The organism is Pseudomonas sp. FP1762 (genome assembly GCF_030687105.1).
GTDB classification, from domain to species: Bacteria; Pseudomonadota; Gammaproteobacteria; order Pseudomonadales; family Pseudomonadaceae; genus Aquipseudomonas; species Aquipseudomonas siliginis.
In genome coordinates, this window is sequence record NZ_CP117458.1 from 4567638 (window position 1) to 4582593 (window position 14956).

19 protein-coding genes are annotated in these 14956 nt (G+C 59.0%); 1 reads left to right on the forward strand and 18 read right to left on the reverse strand.

Going from position 1 to position 14956, the window contains the following annotated elements; all coding sequences use genetic code 11:
- Nucleotide 1: 1 nt before the first annotated feature.
- The 16 genes from queE to PSH90_RS20395 all read right to left on the reverse strand — a co-directional run bounded on the left by queE (nucleotide 2) and on the right by PSH90_RS20395 (nucleotide 12892).
- The gene (gene queE, locus PSH90_RS20320; RefSeq protein ID WP_305381407.1) at nucleotides 2-649 is read right to left on the reverse strand and encodes a 7-carboxy-7-deazaguanine synthase QueE; all 648 of its coding nucleotides are present in this window, start codon (nucleotides 647-649) and stop codon (nucleotides 2-4) included.
- Between the two features lie 167 nt (nucleotides 650-816).
- Nucleotides 817-1656 (reverse strand): tol-pal system protein YbgF, encoded by an 840-nt coding sequence (gene ybgF, locus PSH90_RS20325; RefSeq protein ID WP_024014085.1) that lies wholly within the window; start codon nucleotides 1654-1656, stop codon nucleotides 817-819.
- A gap of 6 nt (nucleotides 1657-1662) precedes the next feature.
- A complete protein-coding gene (gene pal, locus PSH90_RS20330) occupies nucleotides 1663-2160 on the reverse strand; it encodes a peptidoglycan-associated lipoprotein Pal (protein WP_003178634.1) in 498 nt (165 codons plus the stop codon).
- A 52-nt stretch (nucleotides 2161-2212) separates the two neighbouring features.
- Complete coding sequence (tolB, locus tag PSH90_RS20335) at nucleotides 2213-3493, reverse strand: Tol-Pal system beta propeller repeat protein TolB (protein WP_164488347.1); 1281 nt, start codon at nucleotides 3491-3493, stop codon at nucleotides 2213-2215.
- A 17-nt stretch (nucleotides 3494-3510) separates the two neighbouring features.
- The gene (gene tolA, locus PSH90_RS20340; protein ID WP_305381410.1) at nucleotides 3511-4587 is read right to left on the reverse strand and encodes a cell envelope integrity protein TolA; all 1077 of its coding nucleotides are present in this window, start codon (nucleotides 4585-4587) and stop codon (nucleotides 3511-3513) included.
- Nucleotides 4587-5039, reverse strand: a complete 453-nt coding sequence (gene tolR / locus PSH90_RS20345) for a protein TolR (protein ID WP_160767866.1) — start codon at nucleotides 5037-5039, stop codon at nucleotides 4587-4589. Before tolR ends, tolA begins: the two co-directional genes overlap by 1 nt.
- 23 nt (nucleotides 5040-5062) lie before the next feature.
- A complete protein-coding gene (gene tolQ, locus PSH90_RS20350) occupies nucleotides 5063-5758 on the reverse strand; it encodes a protein TolQ (RefSeq protein WP_008080223.1) in 696 nt (231 codons plus the stop codon).
- Nucleotides 5748-6215 (reverse strand): tol-pal system-associated acyl-CoA thioesterase, encoded by a 468-nt coding sequence (gene ybgC / locus PSH90_RS20355; protein ID WP_252868155.1) that lies wholly within the window; start codon nucleotides 6213-6215, stop codon nucleotides 5748-5750. The genes tolQ and ybgC overlap by 11 nt, the downstream gene beginning before the upstream one ends.
- Before the next feature lie 127 nt (nucleotides 6216-6342).
- Nucleotides 6343-7404 (reverse strand): Holliday junction branch migration DNA helicase RuvB, encoded by a 1062-nt coding sequence (gene ruvB / locus PSH90_RS20360; RefSeq protein ID WP_024014087.1) that lies wholly within the window; start codon nucleotides 7402-7404, stop codon nucleotides 6343-6345.
- Nucleotides 7405-8013 carry a Holliday junction branch migration protein RuvA gene (gene ruvA / locus PSH90_RS20365; RefSeq protein ID WP_024014088.1) on the reverse strand — a complete coding sequence of 203 codons (609 nt, stop codon included), beginning with the start codon at nucleotides 8011-8013 and terminating at the stop codon, nucleotides 7405-7407.
- A 114-nt stretch (nucleotides 8014-8127) separates the two neighbouring features.
- A complete protein-coding gene (ruvC, locus tag PSH90_RS20370; protein ID WP_016773501.1) occupies nucleotides 8128-8655 on the reverse strand; it encodes a crossover junction endodeoxyribonuclease RuvC in 528 nt (175 codons plus the stop codon).
- A gap of 155 nt (nucleotides 8656-8810) precedes the next feature.
- On the reverse strand, nucleotides 8811-9557 hold the full coding sequence (locus PSH90_RS20375) for a YebC/PmpR family DNA-binding transcriptional regulator (RefSeq protein WP_024014089.1): 747 nt from the start codon (nucleotides 9555-9557) through the stop codon (nucleotides 8811-8813).
- Between the two features lie 119 nt (nucleotides 9558-9676).
- Nucleotides 9677-11452: an aspartate--tRNA ligase gene (gene aspS, locus PSH90_RS20380; protein WP_041479793.1), complete on the reverse strand. Its 1776-nt coding sequence runs from the start codon at nucleotides 11450-11452 to the stop codon at nucleotides 9677-9679.
- 98 nt (nucleotides 11453-11550) lie between these two features.
- Complete coding sequence (locus PSH90_RS20385; protein WP_016773499.1) at nucleotides 11551-11772, reverse strand: FmdB family zinc ribbon protein; 222 nt, start codon at nucleotides 11770-11772, stop codon at nucleotides 11551-11553.
- 129 nt (nucleotides 11773-11901) lie between these two features.
- Nucleotides 11902-12240, reverse strand: a complete 339-nt coding sequence (locus PSH90_RS20390) for a ribbon-helix-helix domain-containing protein (RefSeq protein ID WP_024014091.1) — start codon at nucleotides 12238-12240, stop codon at nucleotides 11902-11904.
- Between the two features lie 181 nt (nucleotides 12241-12421).
- The gene (locus PSH90_RS20395; protein ID WP_041479794.1) at nucleotides 12422-12892 is read right to left on the reverse strand and encodes a Dps family protein; all 471 of its coding nucleotides are present in this window, start codon (nucleotides 12890-12892) and stop codon (nucleotides 12422-12424) included.
- 311 nt (nucleotides 12893-13203) lie between these two features.
- Here PSH90_RS20395 and PSH90_RS20400 point away from each other — a divergent pair, with 311 nt between their 5' ends.
- The gene (locus PSH90_RS20400) at nucleotides 13204-13806 is read left to right on the forward strand and encodes a cold-shock protein (protein WP_016773496.1); all 603 of its coding nucleotides are present in this window, start codon (nucleotides 13204-13206) and stop codon (nucleotides 13804-13806) included.
- Between the two features lie 63 nt (nucleotides 13807-13869).
- On the opposite strand, the gene PSH90_RS20405 is transcribed toward PSH90_RS20400, so the two are convergent.
- On the reverse strand, nucleotides 13870-14076 hold the full coding sequence (locus PSH90_RS20405) for a SlyX family protein (RefSeq protein WP_041479795.1): 207 nt from the start codon (nucleotides 14074-14076) through the stop codon (nucleotides 13870-13872).
- Nucleotides 14077-14079: 3 nt separating this feature from the next.
- A complete protein-coding gene (locus PSH90_RS20410; protein ID WP_252886704.1) occupies nucleotides 14080-14505 on the reverse strand; it encodes an HIT domain-containing protein in 426 nt (141 codons plus the stop codon).
- Nucleotides 14506-14956: the final 451 nt, after the last annotated feature.

Here is a 14956-nt window from a genome sequence, read left to right on the forward strand (position 1 = left end):
CTCAGCGCCCCGGCTCATCATTCCATAGATATTTATGCAACTGCAGTTGCAGCCGCACTGGCGGGTTATCTGCCACCACCCAATCCGCCAGATCCCTGGCATTGAGGTCATGATGACTTGGGGAGAAAAGCACTTCACCCGCACGTCGATCAAGCCCGTACTGGATCAGTTTCGATACCGCCCAGTCATAGTCTTCCCGCGAGCAGATGACAAACTTCACCTGATCGTTGCGGGTCAGCAGTTCGATGTTCTCGTAACGGTTGCGATGGGCTTCTTTCGAGCCCGGCGTTTTCAGGTCGACGACGCGACTGACACGCGGATCGACGGCGGACACGTCGAGGGCGCCGCTGGTTTCCAGCGACACCTCGTAACCGGCATCACACAACCGTTCAAGCAAAGGAATGGCGTTCGGCTGAGCCAACGGCTCACCGCCGGTGACACAAACGTAACGCGGACGATAACCGGCCACTTGCTCAAGGATGTCGTCGAGGGTGCGGACGGTGCCGCCGCTGAACGCATAAGCGCTGTCGCAGTATTGGCAACGCAACGGGCAACCGGTCAGGCGCACGAAAACCGTGGGCAGCCCGGCAGTCCGAGTTTCCCCCTGCAACGAGTAGAAAACTTCGGTGATTCTCAATGTGTCTTGCATAGTCGCCACGGGCGTAACAGCTAAACAGGCTGTCCGCCTCCGTCAGGCACTTCAGGCAATCCCGCCAACGCGTAGACCACAAGAAGCGTGTTTCAGAAAAAGGGCGTGAATTCTAACGAAAAAACCCGCGACAAGTGCGGGTTTCTTCAAAACGCGGATGAACAGGCTTACATGCGCTGCAAATCACGCTGGGCCAGCTGCGCGGCGGAAGTGCCCGGATATTGGGACACCACTTGCTGCAGAATGCCTTTGACCTTGTCGGTATGACCGAGGCGGCGTTCTACGTCAGCCAGCTTGTACAGCGAATCCGGCACTTTGTTGTGCTTGGGATACAGCTGCGAAACCTTGGCAAAGGCCTGACCTGCACCTTGCAGATCCCCCTTGGCCAGGTTCACTTCGCCCAACCAGTACTGGGCGTTGCCCGCGTACTGGCTGTTGGGGTATTTGCGCAGGAAAGCGGCGAAGGCCTGGCTGGCCTTGTCGAAATCCTTGGCTTTGATCAGGTCGAAAGCGGCATCGTAATACAGCTTTTCCTTGGCCGGATCAGCCGGTTCGCTACCCGCAGCAGGGGCCTGGGCTGCCGCAGCAGCACCCGCGCCTGCGGCAGCACCGGCAGCAGCACTTGCATCGCCACCGGCAGAAGAATTCTCGGGAGTCGCGGCTGGTGCAACGCCGGATCCTATGCGCCGATCAAGATCCTGGTATCGCTCCAGGGATTCCTGCTTCATGCGCGAAACCTGATTCTGCAGTTCTTCGATCACGCCCTGTTGGCGCGAGATCTGATCCTGCATCTGTTGCAGTTGGTTGAACAGCATGCCTTGTGCCGAGGCAGGGGCCGAAGCCGCTCCCCCGGCATAGGCGCCGTTCGTACCGTAACCCGCAGGCGGATAACTGCTCCCGCTATTGTTATAACCGGAGTTGTCATCGACCACAGGAACCGCAGCCCACGCCGCAAGCGGCGCGAGGCTGAGAGCCAGAACAGTTACAGCACGACGGCACGTTCGCATATCGAATTACTTACGCAGTTCGACGCGACGGTTCTGGGCCCAGGACTGCTCGTCGTTGCCGGTAGCAACTGGACGCTCTTCGCCGTAGGAAACCAGTTCCAGCTGAGCTGGGGAAACACCTTGCAGTACCAGGTAGCGCTGAACGGCTTTCGCACGACGCTCGCCCAGTGCCATGTTGTACTCACGAGTACCACGTTCGTCGGTGTTGCCTTCCAGAACAACGCGAGCGCCGTTTGCTTTCAGGTCTTTGGCGTGAACGTCCAGAGCGCGCATGGCTTCTGGCTTCAGGTCCGAGCTGTCGTATTCGAAGTAGAAGGTGGTGATTGCGCGCAGAGCAGCTTCTTCGCTCAGGGAACCGTCAACGGCACCGGTGTTTGCGCCGTAACCAGCGTTTGGATCAACAGCGCCTTCACCGGCGTTGTCGCCGCCTTTGGACGAGCAACCTACAGCTACAGCCATGGCCAGAGCCAGCGCAGCAAATTTACCAAACTTCAGCATTTCCATCGTGAAACTCCTAATGAACCCCAGTGTGTTAAGTAAAACGTGTAGCGCCCGCTCACTTCAGGTAAGGGGACCAGGACGGTTCTCTGACTTCGCCTTGAGCGGTAGGAAGCGGGAGCCTCACGCGTCCATTAATGGACACGAGCATCAAGACTCCCCGGCCCTGTTGGCGGGTGGCGTAGATTACCATGGTGCCGTTGGGCGCAACAGTAGGTGACTCGTCCAGAGTGCTATCAGTGAGGATCTTTACACTACCCCGCTGCAGATCCTGAGCTGCCACCTTGAAATTGGTGAAGCCATCCTGACGATGAATCATCACCAAAGTCTTTTCATCAGCCGAAAGTTTCGGGTTGGCGTTGTAGTTGCCCACGAACGTCACACGCTCGGCACCACCGCCACCGACGCTGGTTTTATAGATTTGCGGCTTGCCGCCACGGTCCGAGGTGAAATAGATGGTCGAGCCATCCTTGCCCCAGAACGGTTCGGTATTGATGCCCTGGCCGTTGGTTACGCGGCTGATCTGACGCGAACCGAGGTTCATCACGTAGATGTCCGGGTTGCCGTCTTTCGACAGCACGAACGCCAGGCGATTGCCATCCGGCGACCAGGCTGGCGCGCCGTTGAGGCCTTCGAAGTTGGTGATCTGCTCACGGCGACCGGTGTCGATGTTCTGCATGAAGATACGCGGACGCTTCTGCTCGAACGACACGTAGGCGATACGCTTGCCGTCCGGTGCAAAACGCGGCGACAGGATCGGCTCGCGCGATTGCAGCAGAGTCACTGCGCGTGCGCCGTCATAGTCGGAGCGTTGCAGGGTGTAACGAGTGTTCTTCTCGGAAAAACGCTCGGCCGTTACGTAAAGCAAACGTGTCGAGAAGGCACCTTCAATGCCGGTCAGCTTCTGGAACGACTGATCGGAAATGAAGTGCGCCATGTCACGGATCTGGTCGGTCGTACCGGAAACACTGCCGTCCGCCACTTTCTGCTCGGTGGCGACGTTGAACAGTGCCCACTGCACCTGCAGGCGACCGCCCGCTGGAGCGATGCTGCCGACCATCATGTACTGAGCACCCACCGCCTTCCAGTCACGGAAGATGATTTCGCTCGGCTGGCTTGGCTGGCTGATCATGTTGGCTTTCGGAATCGGCGAGTAATAGCCCGAGTTGCGCAAATCGTTGCCAATGATTTCAGCCATGTCATCAGGCAGCACGGCGCCGCCCTGCATGCCGAACGGTACGACGGCGATCGGGGTGGCCCGATCGCTGCCGCTGGTGACCAGAATGTTCTTTTCATCTGCCGTCGCGATCCCTGCCATGCAGCAGATCACGACCAGCATTCCTCGAAGAAGGTTTCTCACAAGGCTAGATCCTCAGGTGTGAATGTCATCTTGAATGAACGATACGGAGCGAAATCGCTCGGCTTCATTCCCTGCATTTCTGTCAAACGTCCAATATTCTTCACTGCCGCGACTGCCGAAGCATCGAACGGACCGTCACCACTGGACTTGGCGACGCTGACCGAAGTCACCGTGCCGTCCGGCAACATGCCGATTTGCAGCACGACCGTCATGCCTTTGCGCGCCGAAGGAGGACGAGCCCAGCCTTCCGCTGCACGAGCGCGAATCAGGTCATCGAAACTGCCGGCAACTTCGTCACCCTGCTCATCTGCCAGGGCCTGCTGACGCTGCGGCGTGTCGGAAAGCAGATCTGCCAGGGCCTGGGCCTTTTTGTCTTCGGCGGATTTGCGTGCCGCTTCCTGCGCTTTCTTCTTCGCAGCATCGGCAGCAGCTTTCTTCTTCGCGTCTTCGGCGACTTTCTTCTTCGCCTCTTCAGCTTCAGCTTTCCTCTTGGCGTCTTCTGCGGCTTTCTTCTTCGCGTCTTCGACGATCTTCTTCTTGGCTTCTTCGGCAGCGGCCTTCTTCGCCTCTTCCTCAGCAGCCTTTTTCGCTTCGTCTTCGGCCTTCTTCTTGGCTATATCAGCCAATTGTTTCTCTTCGGCCTTTTTCGCTTCGGCTTTCTTCGCGTCGTCGGCTTTCTTGGCTTCATCAGCCTTTTTCGCCTCGTCGGCTTTTTTCGCCTCGTCGGCCTTCTTGGCTTCCTCGGCCTTTTGAGCCGCTTCCTCTTTCTTTTGTTCCGCCGCCTTCACCGCTTCCTGCTCGATCTTTTTCTGTTCCATCTGTTCGACTTCGGTCTGGCGCGCGGCGGATTTCTTCGCCTCACCCGCAATCTTCTGATTGGTCTGGGTGGTCGCCTGACTTTTCGATTTCAGCTGGTACAGAGTCGCCTGGACGATCGGCTTGGCCGGCGGCAGTTCGGGCGTGAAGGCAAAACTGACGAACAGCATGCCGAACACCAGCACGTGCAGGACGATTGCCAGAACACTAGGCCAGAAGTAGCTTTCCGAGGCGGACGGCTCTCGCTGTTGCTGCATCAGGGGGCCTCGGTAATCAGACCAACGTTACCGACCCCGGCTTTCTGCAACCCGCCCATGGCACCCATGACGGCGCCGTAGTCGACAGTTTTGTCACCACGAATGAACACCTGGGTGCGTTTGCCGCCCTCGGTGCCGGCGCGGATGATCTTGGTCACCGCGTCCGTCATCTGTGGCAGGGTCATGGCCCTGTCCTGTTGCTTCTCGGTGTCGACTTCGCTGCCAAGGTTCCAGTAGTAGGTCTTGTCAGCCTTGATCGAAATGGTCAGGACCTGAGTGTTGTTGTCCTGCGGCAAGGCTTCGCTGGAAACCTTGGGCAGATCAACTTTCACGCCCTGATTGAGCATCGGCGCGGTCACCATGAAGATGACCAGCAGCACCAACATCACGTCGATGTAGGGCACCACGTTCATCTCGGCGACCGGCTTGCGCTTTTTGCGAGCTCGAGCGATTAAAGCCATCGGGAAATACCTGCTTATTCTTCGCTGGTGTGCACTTTGCGGTGCAGGATCGCCTGGAATTCATCGGCGAAGGTGTAGTAGCGGCCCAGCAAGGTTTCGCTGCGCGCAGCAAAACGGTTGTAAGCGATGACCGCCGGGATCGCAGCGAACAGGCCGATCGCGGTGGCGATGAGGGCTTCGGCGATACCCGGGGCAACGGTGGCGAGCGTCGCTTGCTGGGCGCTGGCCAGACCACGGAAGGAGTTCATGATCCCCCACACGGTGCCGAACAGACCGATGTACGGGCTGACCGAACCGACGGTGGCGAGGAACGGCAGGCTCTGCTCGAGTTTCTCTTCTTCGCGCGAGATGGCCACGCGCATGGCACGGGCGACACCTTCCATCACGGCTTCAGGATCGACACCTGGCTGCTGACGCAGACGGGAGAATTCCTTGAAGCCGGCACGGAAGATCTGCTCCACGCCCGAATCCGGATCAGGGTTGCTGCCAGCCTGACGGTACAGTTTGGACAGGTCGATACCCGACCAGAAGCGCTCTTCGAAGCTCTCCAGGGCACGTCGACCGGCACGCAGCAAATTGCTGCGCTGAAAGATCATGATCCATGAGGTCACCGATGCGGCCACCAGGGTCAACATTACCAACTGCACCACGATGCTGGCATTGCTGACCAGGCTCCACATGGAGGAATGGTCGACGACGTTAGCTTCCACGCTTTATCTCCTGCTTTGAGTGTGTACCCGGGCCGACCGCGTCGGCGAAGGCCGCACGCAGGTCTTCGGGAAGGGCCCGGGGTTTCAAACTGTCGGTGCGCACGCAGGCCACCAAAAACTGCCCTTCGCAGAGCAGCACATTATCCGTGGCCCGCCTGACCTGCTGTCGGAAGCGCAGGCTGGCACGGTTCAATTCGATTACATCAGCGCTTACCAGCAGTTCGTCATCCAGTCGCGCCGGCGCGTAGTAGCGCGCTTCGCTGGAATGCACGACGAACAACAGGTCCTCTCCGGCAAGCACAGATTGGGCAAAACCCAGTTCCCGTAGCCGCTCGGTTCGAGCCCGTTCCATAAACTTGAGGTAATTAACGTAATACACGATGCCGCCCGCATCGGTGTCCTCGTAATAAACGCGACAACGATGTGCGAACGGCTCAAGCCCGTTTTGCGCGCGCATACTCTAGTGCTTACTCCTCAGGTTGCCAATCCGGCCAGACAACTGTTTTTCGTGGTTTCAAAGCTTTAACGCAAAAGTACCGTCGTCTGACAGTACAAACCCTGAATAAATCACCAGCAAATGTGTATCAATCGTCGACGGCGTCGAGAAACTCGTCTGCCACGGGCATCTCGCCCATGCGTGACGGAACATTCAAACCGAAATGCAGATAGGCATGCCGCGTCACTACCCTGCCCCGTGGCGTGCGCATGATGTAGCCCTGCTGGATCAGATACGGTTCGAGCACGTCTTCAATGGTGTGGCGTTCTTCACTGATCGCCGCCGCCAGACTGTCGATACCGACCGGGCCGCCGTCGAACTTCTCGATCATGGTCAGCAGCAGACGCCGGTCCTGGTGATCGAAACCGTGTTCGTCGACGTCCAGCAGATTCAGCGCCAGATCCGCCACCGCTTTGGTGATGTGACCCTTGGCGCGTACTTCGGCGAAATCGCGCACCCGCCGCAGCAGACGGTTGGCGATTCGCGGTGTGCCACGGGCGCGACGGGCGATCTCGAACGAACCTTCCGGATCCAGCGGCAGACCGAGAATGGCCGCCGAACGACTGACGATCGTTGCCAGATCCGCCGTGCTGTAGAACTCCAGGCGCTGGACGATACCGAAGCGATCACGCAACGGATTGGTCAGCATGCCGGCGCGGGTGGTGGCGCCGACCAGAGTGAAAGGCGGCAGGTCCAGTTTGATCGAGCGCGCCGCCGGCCCCTCGCCAATCATGATATCGAGCTGGAAATCTTCCATCGCCGGATACAGCACTTCTTCAACGATCGGCGATAGACGATGGATTTCGTCGATGAACAACACATCGTGCGGCTCAAGATTGGTCAGCAACGCGGCCAGATCACCCGGGCGTTCCAGCACTGGCCCGGAGGTGCTCTTGATCGACACGCCCATTTCCTGGGCAATGATGTTCGCCAGCGTGGTCTTGCCCAGCCCCGGCGGGCCGAAGATCAGGGTGTGATCGAGGGACTCGCTGCGGCCACGGGCAGCCTGGATGAACAGCTCCATCTGCTCGCGCACGGTCGGCTGGCCAATGTAGTCGGCCAGGCTGACCGGGCGGATGGCCCGATCCTGGACTTCTTCGCGCTCGCGCGGGCTGTGCGCGGCGGCGATCAGACGATCAGCTTCAATCACTTAAATCATTCCCTTCAGAGCGCGGCGGATCAGGTCTTCGCTGCTCAGGTTCTTGTCTTTGATCGCGGAAATCGCCTTGCTCGCTTCCTGCGGCTTGTAGCCCAGCGAGATCAACGCGCTGACCGCATCGGTCTCGGCACTGTTGACCGGCGCCGGGCCGTCCGGCTGATTCGGCACCAGCGCGAACATCGCCGGCGAAGTTTCCCAGGCCTTGAAGCGATCTTTCAATTCCACCAGCAAACGCTCGGCGGTTTTCTTGCCAACCCCCGGCACCTTGGTCAGCGCCGAAGTGTCCTGAGACTGCACGCAGCGCACCAGCTCGTCGACTTCCAGGCTCGACATCAACGCCAGCGCCAGTTTCGGTCCGACGCCGTTGAGACGGATCAGCTCGCGAAAGAAGTCTCGCTCACGCTTGCCGGCAAAACCATAGAGCAATTGCGCATCTTCGCGTACGACCAAATGGGTGTGCAGGGTCAGCGGTTCGCCGACCGACGGCAGACGATAAAGGGTGGTCATGGGCACTTCCACCTCATAGCCAAGGCCATTGACATCGAGAATCAGGTGCGGCGGCTGTTTCTCAGCCAGGGTGCCGCGCAAGCGTCCAATCACGTTTTGAATCCTTGAGCGCTGGCCAGCCGTGGGCTGGCGACGATTGAAGGTGGCTTGCGCGCCGGCAACACAGGCACCGCGAAGTCACTTTCGAGAAAATTGATGCTGATGCTATCAGAGACGCAGGCGCCCGCCACGACTGCGTGCGGTTCCCAGCCCGTGCGGCAGCAGGCTTGAGCGCGTGTGCGCATGGCAAATGGCAATCGCGAGGGCGTCGGAGGCGTCGATCTGCGGCTTGCTGGTCAACTTGAGCATGTGCATGACCATCATCTGCACCTGCTCCTTGTTGGCCGCACCGGTGCCGACCACCGCCTGTTTGACTTGCGTGGCGGTGTACTCGGCGATTTCCAGACACTCTTCGGCGCCGGCGACAATCGCAGCCCCGCGCGCCTGCCCAAGCTTCAGCGCCGAGTCGGCGTTTTTCGCCATGAACACCTTTTCGATGCCCATGGTCACCGGGCCGTAGGTCTTGATGATTTCGCGCACACCGCGATAGACGATCTGCAGACGCTCATGCAGCTCGCCGGAGCCGGTGCGAATGCAGCCCGAGGCCACATAGATGCAGCCACCCCGCCCGGTATCGCGAACGATCCCGTAACCGGTGATGCGCGAACCGGGGTCGATACCAAGGATTAAAGTCATAACGCCTGCAGATTCATAAAACGATTTACCTGACAGCCAATAGCAAATGTGGGAGCGAGCCTGCTCGCGAAGGCGGTATGTCAGCAGATACAGGTGCTGAATGACACACCGCTTTCGCGAGCAGGCTCGCTCCCACAAGGAAGACTAGTCGCTTATCAGCCAAGCTGAGCGGCGACGTCTTCCGGGATGTCCGCGTTGGAGTAGACGTTCTGCACGTCATCCAGGTCCTCAAGCATATCGATCAGCTTGAGCACCTTCTCCGCACCTTCCAGATCCAGCTCGGCGCTCGTGGTCGGCTGCATGACGATTTCCGCGTCGTCGCCCTTGAACCCGGCCGCTTCCAGCGCGTTGCGCACCGCATAGAAACCGGTGAACGAGGTGAACACGTCGATCGAACCGTCTTCGTGGGTGACCACGTCATCGGCATCGGCTTCCAGCGCCGCTTCGGTCAGTGCGTCTTCATCGACACCCGGGGCGAAACTGATCTGGCCCTTGCGCTCGAATAGATACGCCACCGAACCATCGGTGCCGAGGTTGCCGCCACACTTGCTGAACGCGTGACGCACAGCCGCCGCAGTGCGGTTGCGATTGTCGGTCATGCACTCGACCATCACCGCCACACCGCCCGGGCCGTAACCTTCGTAGGTCAGTTCTTCAACGTTGTCCGCTTCAGTGGCGCCGGCACCGCGCGCAACGGCACGGTCGATGATGTCGCGGCTCATGTTGGCGCTCAACGCCTTGTCCAGAGCCAGACGCAGACGCGGGTTGGAACCCGGATCACCGCCACCCTGACGGGCCGCAACGGTCAGTTCACGGATCCACTTGGTGAAGATCTTGCCCCTCTTGGCATCCTGACGTTCTTTGCGGTGCTTGATGTTTGCCCACTTGGAATGACCTGCCATAACTTGCTCCGAATGCTCTTTGAAACCTTGCCCGCCCCGCCGAGGCAGCGGCCGGCAATTGAAAAATTCGACCTGAGAAAGAAAAAAGGCGCATCCGAAGATGCGCCTTCAGGCCCGTCTTACTCAGCCTTTGGCGTTTCGCGCAGGCGAATGTGCAGCTCGCGCAATGCCTTGGCATCCACTACGCCCGGAGCCTGCGTCATCACGTCGGCAGCACTCTGGGTTTTCGGGAAGGCGATCACTTCACGGATCGACTGGGCGCCGGTCATCAGCATCACCAGACGGTCCAGACCGAAGGCCAGACCACCGTGCGGCGGTGCGCCGTACTTCAGCGCGTCGAGCAGGAAGCCGAACTTCTCTTCCTGTTCCGCTTCGTTGATGCCCAGCAGGCGGAATACCGCTTGCTGCATTTCCTTGCGATGGATACGGATCGAACCGCCGCCCAGCTCGGTGCCGTTCAAGACCATGTCGTACGCACGGGACAGTGCGCCGGCCGGGTTGGCTTCGAGCTCCTGCGGGGTGCACTTCGGTGCAGTGAACGGGTGGTGCAGCGCCGAGAAGCTGCCGTCGTCGTTCTCTTCGAACATCGGGAAGTCGACGACCCACATTGGCGCCCACTCGCAGGTCAGCAGCTTCAGGTCGTGACCGAGTTTGATACGCAGCGCGCCCAGGGCTTCGCTGACGATCTTGGCCTTGTCGGCACCGAAGAACACGATATCGCCATCGACTGCGCCAACGCGATCGAGGATCACGTTGAGCTTGTCTTCCGGGATGTTCTTCACGATCGGCGATTGCAGACCTTCAACACCGGCGGCACGCTCGTTGACCTTGATGTACGCCAGGCCCTTGGCACCGTAGATGCCGACGAACTTGGTGTAGTCGTCGATCTGCTTGCGCGGCATGCTCGCCCCGCCTGGAACACGCAGTGCGGCGATGCGGCACTTCGGATCGTTGGCCGGGCCGCTGAACACCTTGAAGTCGACCTCTTTCAACTGGTCGGCAACGTCAACCAGTTCCAGCGGAATACGCAGGTCCGGCTTGTCCGAACCGTAGCGGCGCATGGCTTCTTCGAAGGTCATGTGCGGGAATTCGCCGAACTCCAGGTTCAGCACTTCCTTGAACAGGTTGCGGATCATCTGCTCGGTCAGGCCCATGATCTCTTTTTCATCGAGGAAGCTGGTCTCGATGTCGATCTGGGTGAATTCCGGCTGACGGTCGGCACGCAGGTCTTCGTCACGGAAGCACTTGGCGATCTGGTAGTAACGGTCGAAGCCGGCCACCATCAGCAGTTGCTTGAACAGCTGCGGCGATTGCGGGAGGGCGAAGAACGAACCGGCGTGGGTACGGCTCGGCACCAGATAGTCACGCGCACCTTCCGGAGTGGCCCGGGTCAGGATCGGCGTTTCGACGTCGAGGAAGCCGTTCTCGTCGAGGAAGCGACGGATGCTGGTGGTCATGCGCGAACGCAGACGCAGCTTCTCGGCCATTTCCGGACGACGCAGGTCGAGGAAGCGATAGCGCAGGCGGGTTTCCTCGCCAACGTCGGAAAACTCGTTGAGCGGGAACGGCGGGGTTTCCGACTCGTTCAGCACTTCGAGTTCGTAACCGAGCACTTCGATCATGCCCGAGGCCATGTTGGCGTTGGTCGCGCCGGCCGGACGCAGACGCACCTTGCCGGTGATCTTCACGACGTATTCGCTGCGCACGCGGTCGGCGGCGGCGAAGCTCTCGGCGCGATCCGGATCGAACACCACCTGAGCCAGACCATCACGATCACGGATATCGAGGAAAATCACCCCGCCGTGGTCGCGGCGACGGTGAACCCATCCGCAAAGGGTAATTTCCTGGCCTTCCAGGCTTTCGTTCAGTTGGCCGCAATAGTGGCTGCGCATCATGGTGTGGTTCGCTTCTCGTAATTCGAAATTCGGTGGAGATCCCGCCGCCATCAAGCAGGGCGGAAACTCACGCGTGTCGTTCGTTCAGGGTTTGAACCCTAGTCAGCTTTGTCGCCACCGGCCAGATTCTTCTTGGCTCCGGTCTTGAAGTCGGTCTCGTACCAACCGTTGCCGCTGAGGCGAAAACCCGGCATGGACAGCTGCTTCTTCAGTTCGGGCGCCTGGCAGGCAGGGCAATCGACCAACGGTGCGTCGCTGATCTTCTGAATGGCTTCCAACTGATGACCACAGGAAGCACATTGGTAATCGTACATTGGCATGGAGGTGTCTCGGCGATCAGATTGCTGCCGCGCGAAGGGCTTTGCGGCGAAAGCGCGGGATTATATCGATTAAATGCGGGCTGTGCAGCCGTAACGCTGCACAGCCCGCAACCTCGTTGCACCCGCCGTTCAGCGCGAAACTGCGGGTGCGAGATCTTTGATCCCGTTCATGACGCAAACCACCCGCACCAGCGCACTGAAATTCTTCACTCCGCCGTAACGCAGATGCACCTCACGATCAACGTGGGATAGTAGTGTGCTGATCGAGCAATGATTGTCCTCGGCCATGCCGCCGAGGATGTTCCAGTAGACCTGCTCGAGTCGCAGGCAGGTCGCAAAACCATTGAGGCGAATCGACCGCGACAGCGGCCGGATCAGATTCATGTCGAACTCGCTGACGAACGGATCGACCTTTATTACATGCCGCGAAGCCGACATCCTGTCGCTTCGCCTGTCTCCTTCTACCATAGCGTTGACACTCCTTTGCCATGACTGCTGATTTATAAGGCAACATCCTGCGCCTTCATAAAAACCCAGTGACAAAGTTAGCGCCATACGACTTGTTGACCAGCCTCGTAGGATAAGCCAACGACAACGGTAAGAGTCTGGAGAGCATGCGGACGACCTCAGGCCGTCCGCAGCGGCCGGGTCATTCCTCGAGCAGCGCGCGCAGCATCCACGCAGTTTTCTCGTGCACCTGCATGCGTTGGGTCAGCAGGTCAGCGGTCGGCTCGTCGCTGACCTTGTCCAGCAGCGGGAAAATGCCGCGCGCGGTACGGGTCACCGCTTCCTGACCTTCGACCAATTGCTTGATCATGTCTTCGGCGCTCGGCACACCGACTTCTTCTTTAATAGAAGAAAGACGCGCGTAGGTCGCGTAGGCACCCGGCGCCGGGAAGCCCAACGCACGGATACGCTCGGCGATCAAATCGACGGCCAGCGCCAGCTCGTTGTATTGCTCTTCGAACATCAGGTGCAACGTGCGAAACATCGGGCCAGTGACGTTCCAGTGGAAGTTATGGGTTTTCAGATACAGCACGTAGGTGTCCGACAGCAGTCGCGACAGCCCTTCGACGATGGATTTGCGGTCTTCTTCACTGATACCGATATCAATTGCCATGCTTGCCCCCTAACAGTGATTGAATTCATCCAGCAGGTTCGGTCCCACTGTAGCAAGGCAAGAGCCGGCTCGCAGCTATGAATCCGTGGTCAGACTGCGACAAATCGACCGTTTTTCTGCCGCTGGCCGGGCTGATTTGAGTAGCCGCAGGCTTTGCTGTTAAATAGGCAGTGTGTCGCCATGCCCTATTTTCCGGGGTGTTGCGCATAGGCTGATGCCGTGTACGTGTCCACCGCCTCTTATTTTGTCCTGAAGCGAACCGTGCGCCTTCAGCTCTTCCTTGTGAGCCGTCATAACGTGAGCCAATCAAAATGTTGAAAATCGTCCACCTGCTAATGGGCGCAGCAGCCTTGCTGCTGTCGTTCATACCCAGCCTGAAAGCCGAAGCCGTTCCTTACCTGCAACAGCCCGATGCACTTTACCTGGCCTTTTTCGGCCTGCTGAACCTGGTCATCGCTCCAGTGATTCCGTACTGGAACAAAGGCCCGCGCCAGCATCTGCAAAATCTGGTCAGCGCCCTGCTGGTGCTGACTGTCGTCCTGCAAACCCTGACGCTGATCGCACCAATGCCGGTCATCGCTGGCCAGCCGGCGGTGTTGTTCAGTCTGGTGATCGCCCTGGTTGCCGTGCTGCTGCATCTGGCCGTGAGCTTCTACAAATCGTCACCGGCCGCTGCGCCGACCACCTATGACATGAGCAATCGCGATACCGGCACCGTGAAGTGGTTCAACACTTCCAAGGGTTTCGGGTTTATCTCCCGGGACTCCGGCGATGATATTTTCGTGCACTTTCGCGCCATTCGTGGCGAAGGCCACCGCGTCCTGGTCGAAGGCCAGCGCGTCGAGTTCTCGGTAATGAACCGCGACAAGGGCCTGCAAGCCGAGGACGTGATCGCCGCCCTGCCGCGTCGCTGATCCAAAGCAAAAAAACCGCGAGCAGCCTGACTGTTCGCGGTTTTTTTATGCCTGCCGAATGGCTCAATAATGCGGCGGCGGTGCATCTTCCTCAAAAGCACCGAACTGCCCGACCATTTCTTCGTGACGCTTGATCAGCGCTTCCATCTGCAATTGCAGGCGCTCGATGACTTTCTGCTGGGCCACCAGCACATCGTTCAAAGCCTGAATGGTGTCATCCTGAAAGGCCAGACGGCTTTCCAGATCGGTTACGCGTCCCTCAAGGCTCATGACTCAGCCCTCCAAAAAAGTGAATTCATCGGTCAGCACCAGACGCAAGCGCTCGCGAATGGCTGCTACCTGTTCCGCGCTGTACGGCTTGGCCGGGTGCCTGCCCCAGACCGGAGCCGGCCAGGCGACATCGTCACGCTTACGCACGATCACATGCATATGTAACTGGCTGACAACGTTACCCAGGGTTGCCACGTTCAGCTTGTCGGCGTCGAACGAATCCTTGAGTAACTCGGCAAGGGTGGTGGTTTCTCGCCATAGCTGTTGCTGATCGGCGACATCCAACTGAAACAACTCGCTTATATCCTCGCGACGAGGTACCAGTATGAACCAAGGGTAATTGCTGTCGTTGGACAGCAACAGCCGGCACAACGGAAAGTCGCCGATGACCAGGGCGTCCTGTTGAAGTCGTGAATCCAAAGCAAACACTGTGAGCACTCCCGCTGATCCTCTAACTCAGCTTAGCGGCGGCCCATTCGAAGCAGCGCGCCAAGCGACAGAACGGCAGCATACCTGCGAATGCAGCGAGCTTCACGCCGCTGCCGGCAGTAAATCGCCAGGCGCTCCGACATGAAACATTTATCCCGGCCGCGCACCAACACAGGCCCCGATATGAGCCTTGACGTGAAGAGCTGCACGAAAATCCTTGATCTGCCGTACCTCAGGTCAGTCGCCGCCAGATTGGCCAAGGCTGGATTCATGATTTTTTTGCACCAAAACTGCACAACACGACTACGCTCACTGGGTCGGGCATCCGCTAAATACTCAGTAAGGGGTGAACCGGTAACGTTTTTTGCTGTCCTGCGCACCCTGGGTGCGCTGCAACACCATTGGGAGAACCTCGTCAAGCCCGCAGCAAAAAAGGCTCCGGAGCCCCGTT

Bases quoted from the DNA above. Each gene is read 5' to 3' on its own strand.
- PSH90_RS20375 (WP_024014089.1), bottom strand. From the start codon at position 9,557: ATGGCAGGTCATTCCAAGTGGGCAAACATCAAGCACCGCAAAGAACGT.
- PSH90_RS20400 (WP_016773496.1), top strand. From the start codon at position 13,204: ATGTTGAAAATCGTCCACCTGCTAATGGGCGCAGCAGCCTTGCTGCTG.
- ybgF (WP_024014085.1), bottom strand. From the start codon at position 1,656: ATGCGAACGTGCCGTCGTGCTGTAACTGTTCTGGCTCTCAGCCTCGCG.
- tolB (WP_164488347.1), bottom strand. From the start codon at position 3,493: ATGCTGGTCGTGATCTGCTGCATGGCAGGGATCGCGACGGCAGATGAA.
- ruvC (WP_016773501.1), bottom strand. From the start codon at position 8,655: ATGACTTTAATCCTTGGTATCGACCCCGGTTCGCGCATCACCGGTTAC.
- PSH90_RS20405 (WP_041479795.1), bottom strand. From the start codon at position 14,076: ATGAGCCTTGAGGGACGCGTAACCGATCTGGAAAGCCGTCTGGCCTTT.
- PSH90_RS20390 (WP_024014091.1), bottom strand. From the start codon at position 12,240: ATGGTAGAAGGAGACAGGCGAAGCGACAGGATGTCGGCTTCGCGGCAT.
- queE (WP_305381407.1), bottom strand. From the start codon at position 649: ATGCAAGACACATTGAGAATCACCGAAGTTTTCTACTCGTTGCAGGGG.
- ybgC (WP_252868155.1), bottom strand. From the start codon at position 6,215: ATGCGCGCGCAAAACGGGCTTGAGCCGTTCGCACATCGTTGTCGCGTT.
- pal (WP_003178634.1), bottom strand. From the start codon at position 2,160: ATGGAAATGCTGAAGTTTGGTAAATTTGCTGCGCTGGCTCTGGCCATG.
- PSH90_RS20395 (WP_041479794.1), bottom strand. From the start codon at position 12,892: ATGGCAATTGATATCGGTATCAGTGAAGAAGACCGCAAATCCATCGTC.
- tolA (WP_305381410.1), bottom strand. From the start codon at position 4,587: ATGCAGCAACAGCGAGAGCCGTCCGCCTCGGAAAGCTACTTCTGGCCT.
- aspS (WP_041479793.1), bottom strand. From the start codon at position 11,452: ATGATGCGCAGCCACTATTGCGGCCAACTGAACGAAAGCCTGGAAGGC.
- PSH90_RS20385 (WP_016773499.1), bottom strand. From the start codon at position 11,772: ATGCCAATGTACGATTACCAATGTGCTTCCTGTGGTCATCAGTTGGAA.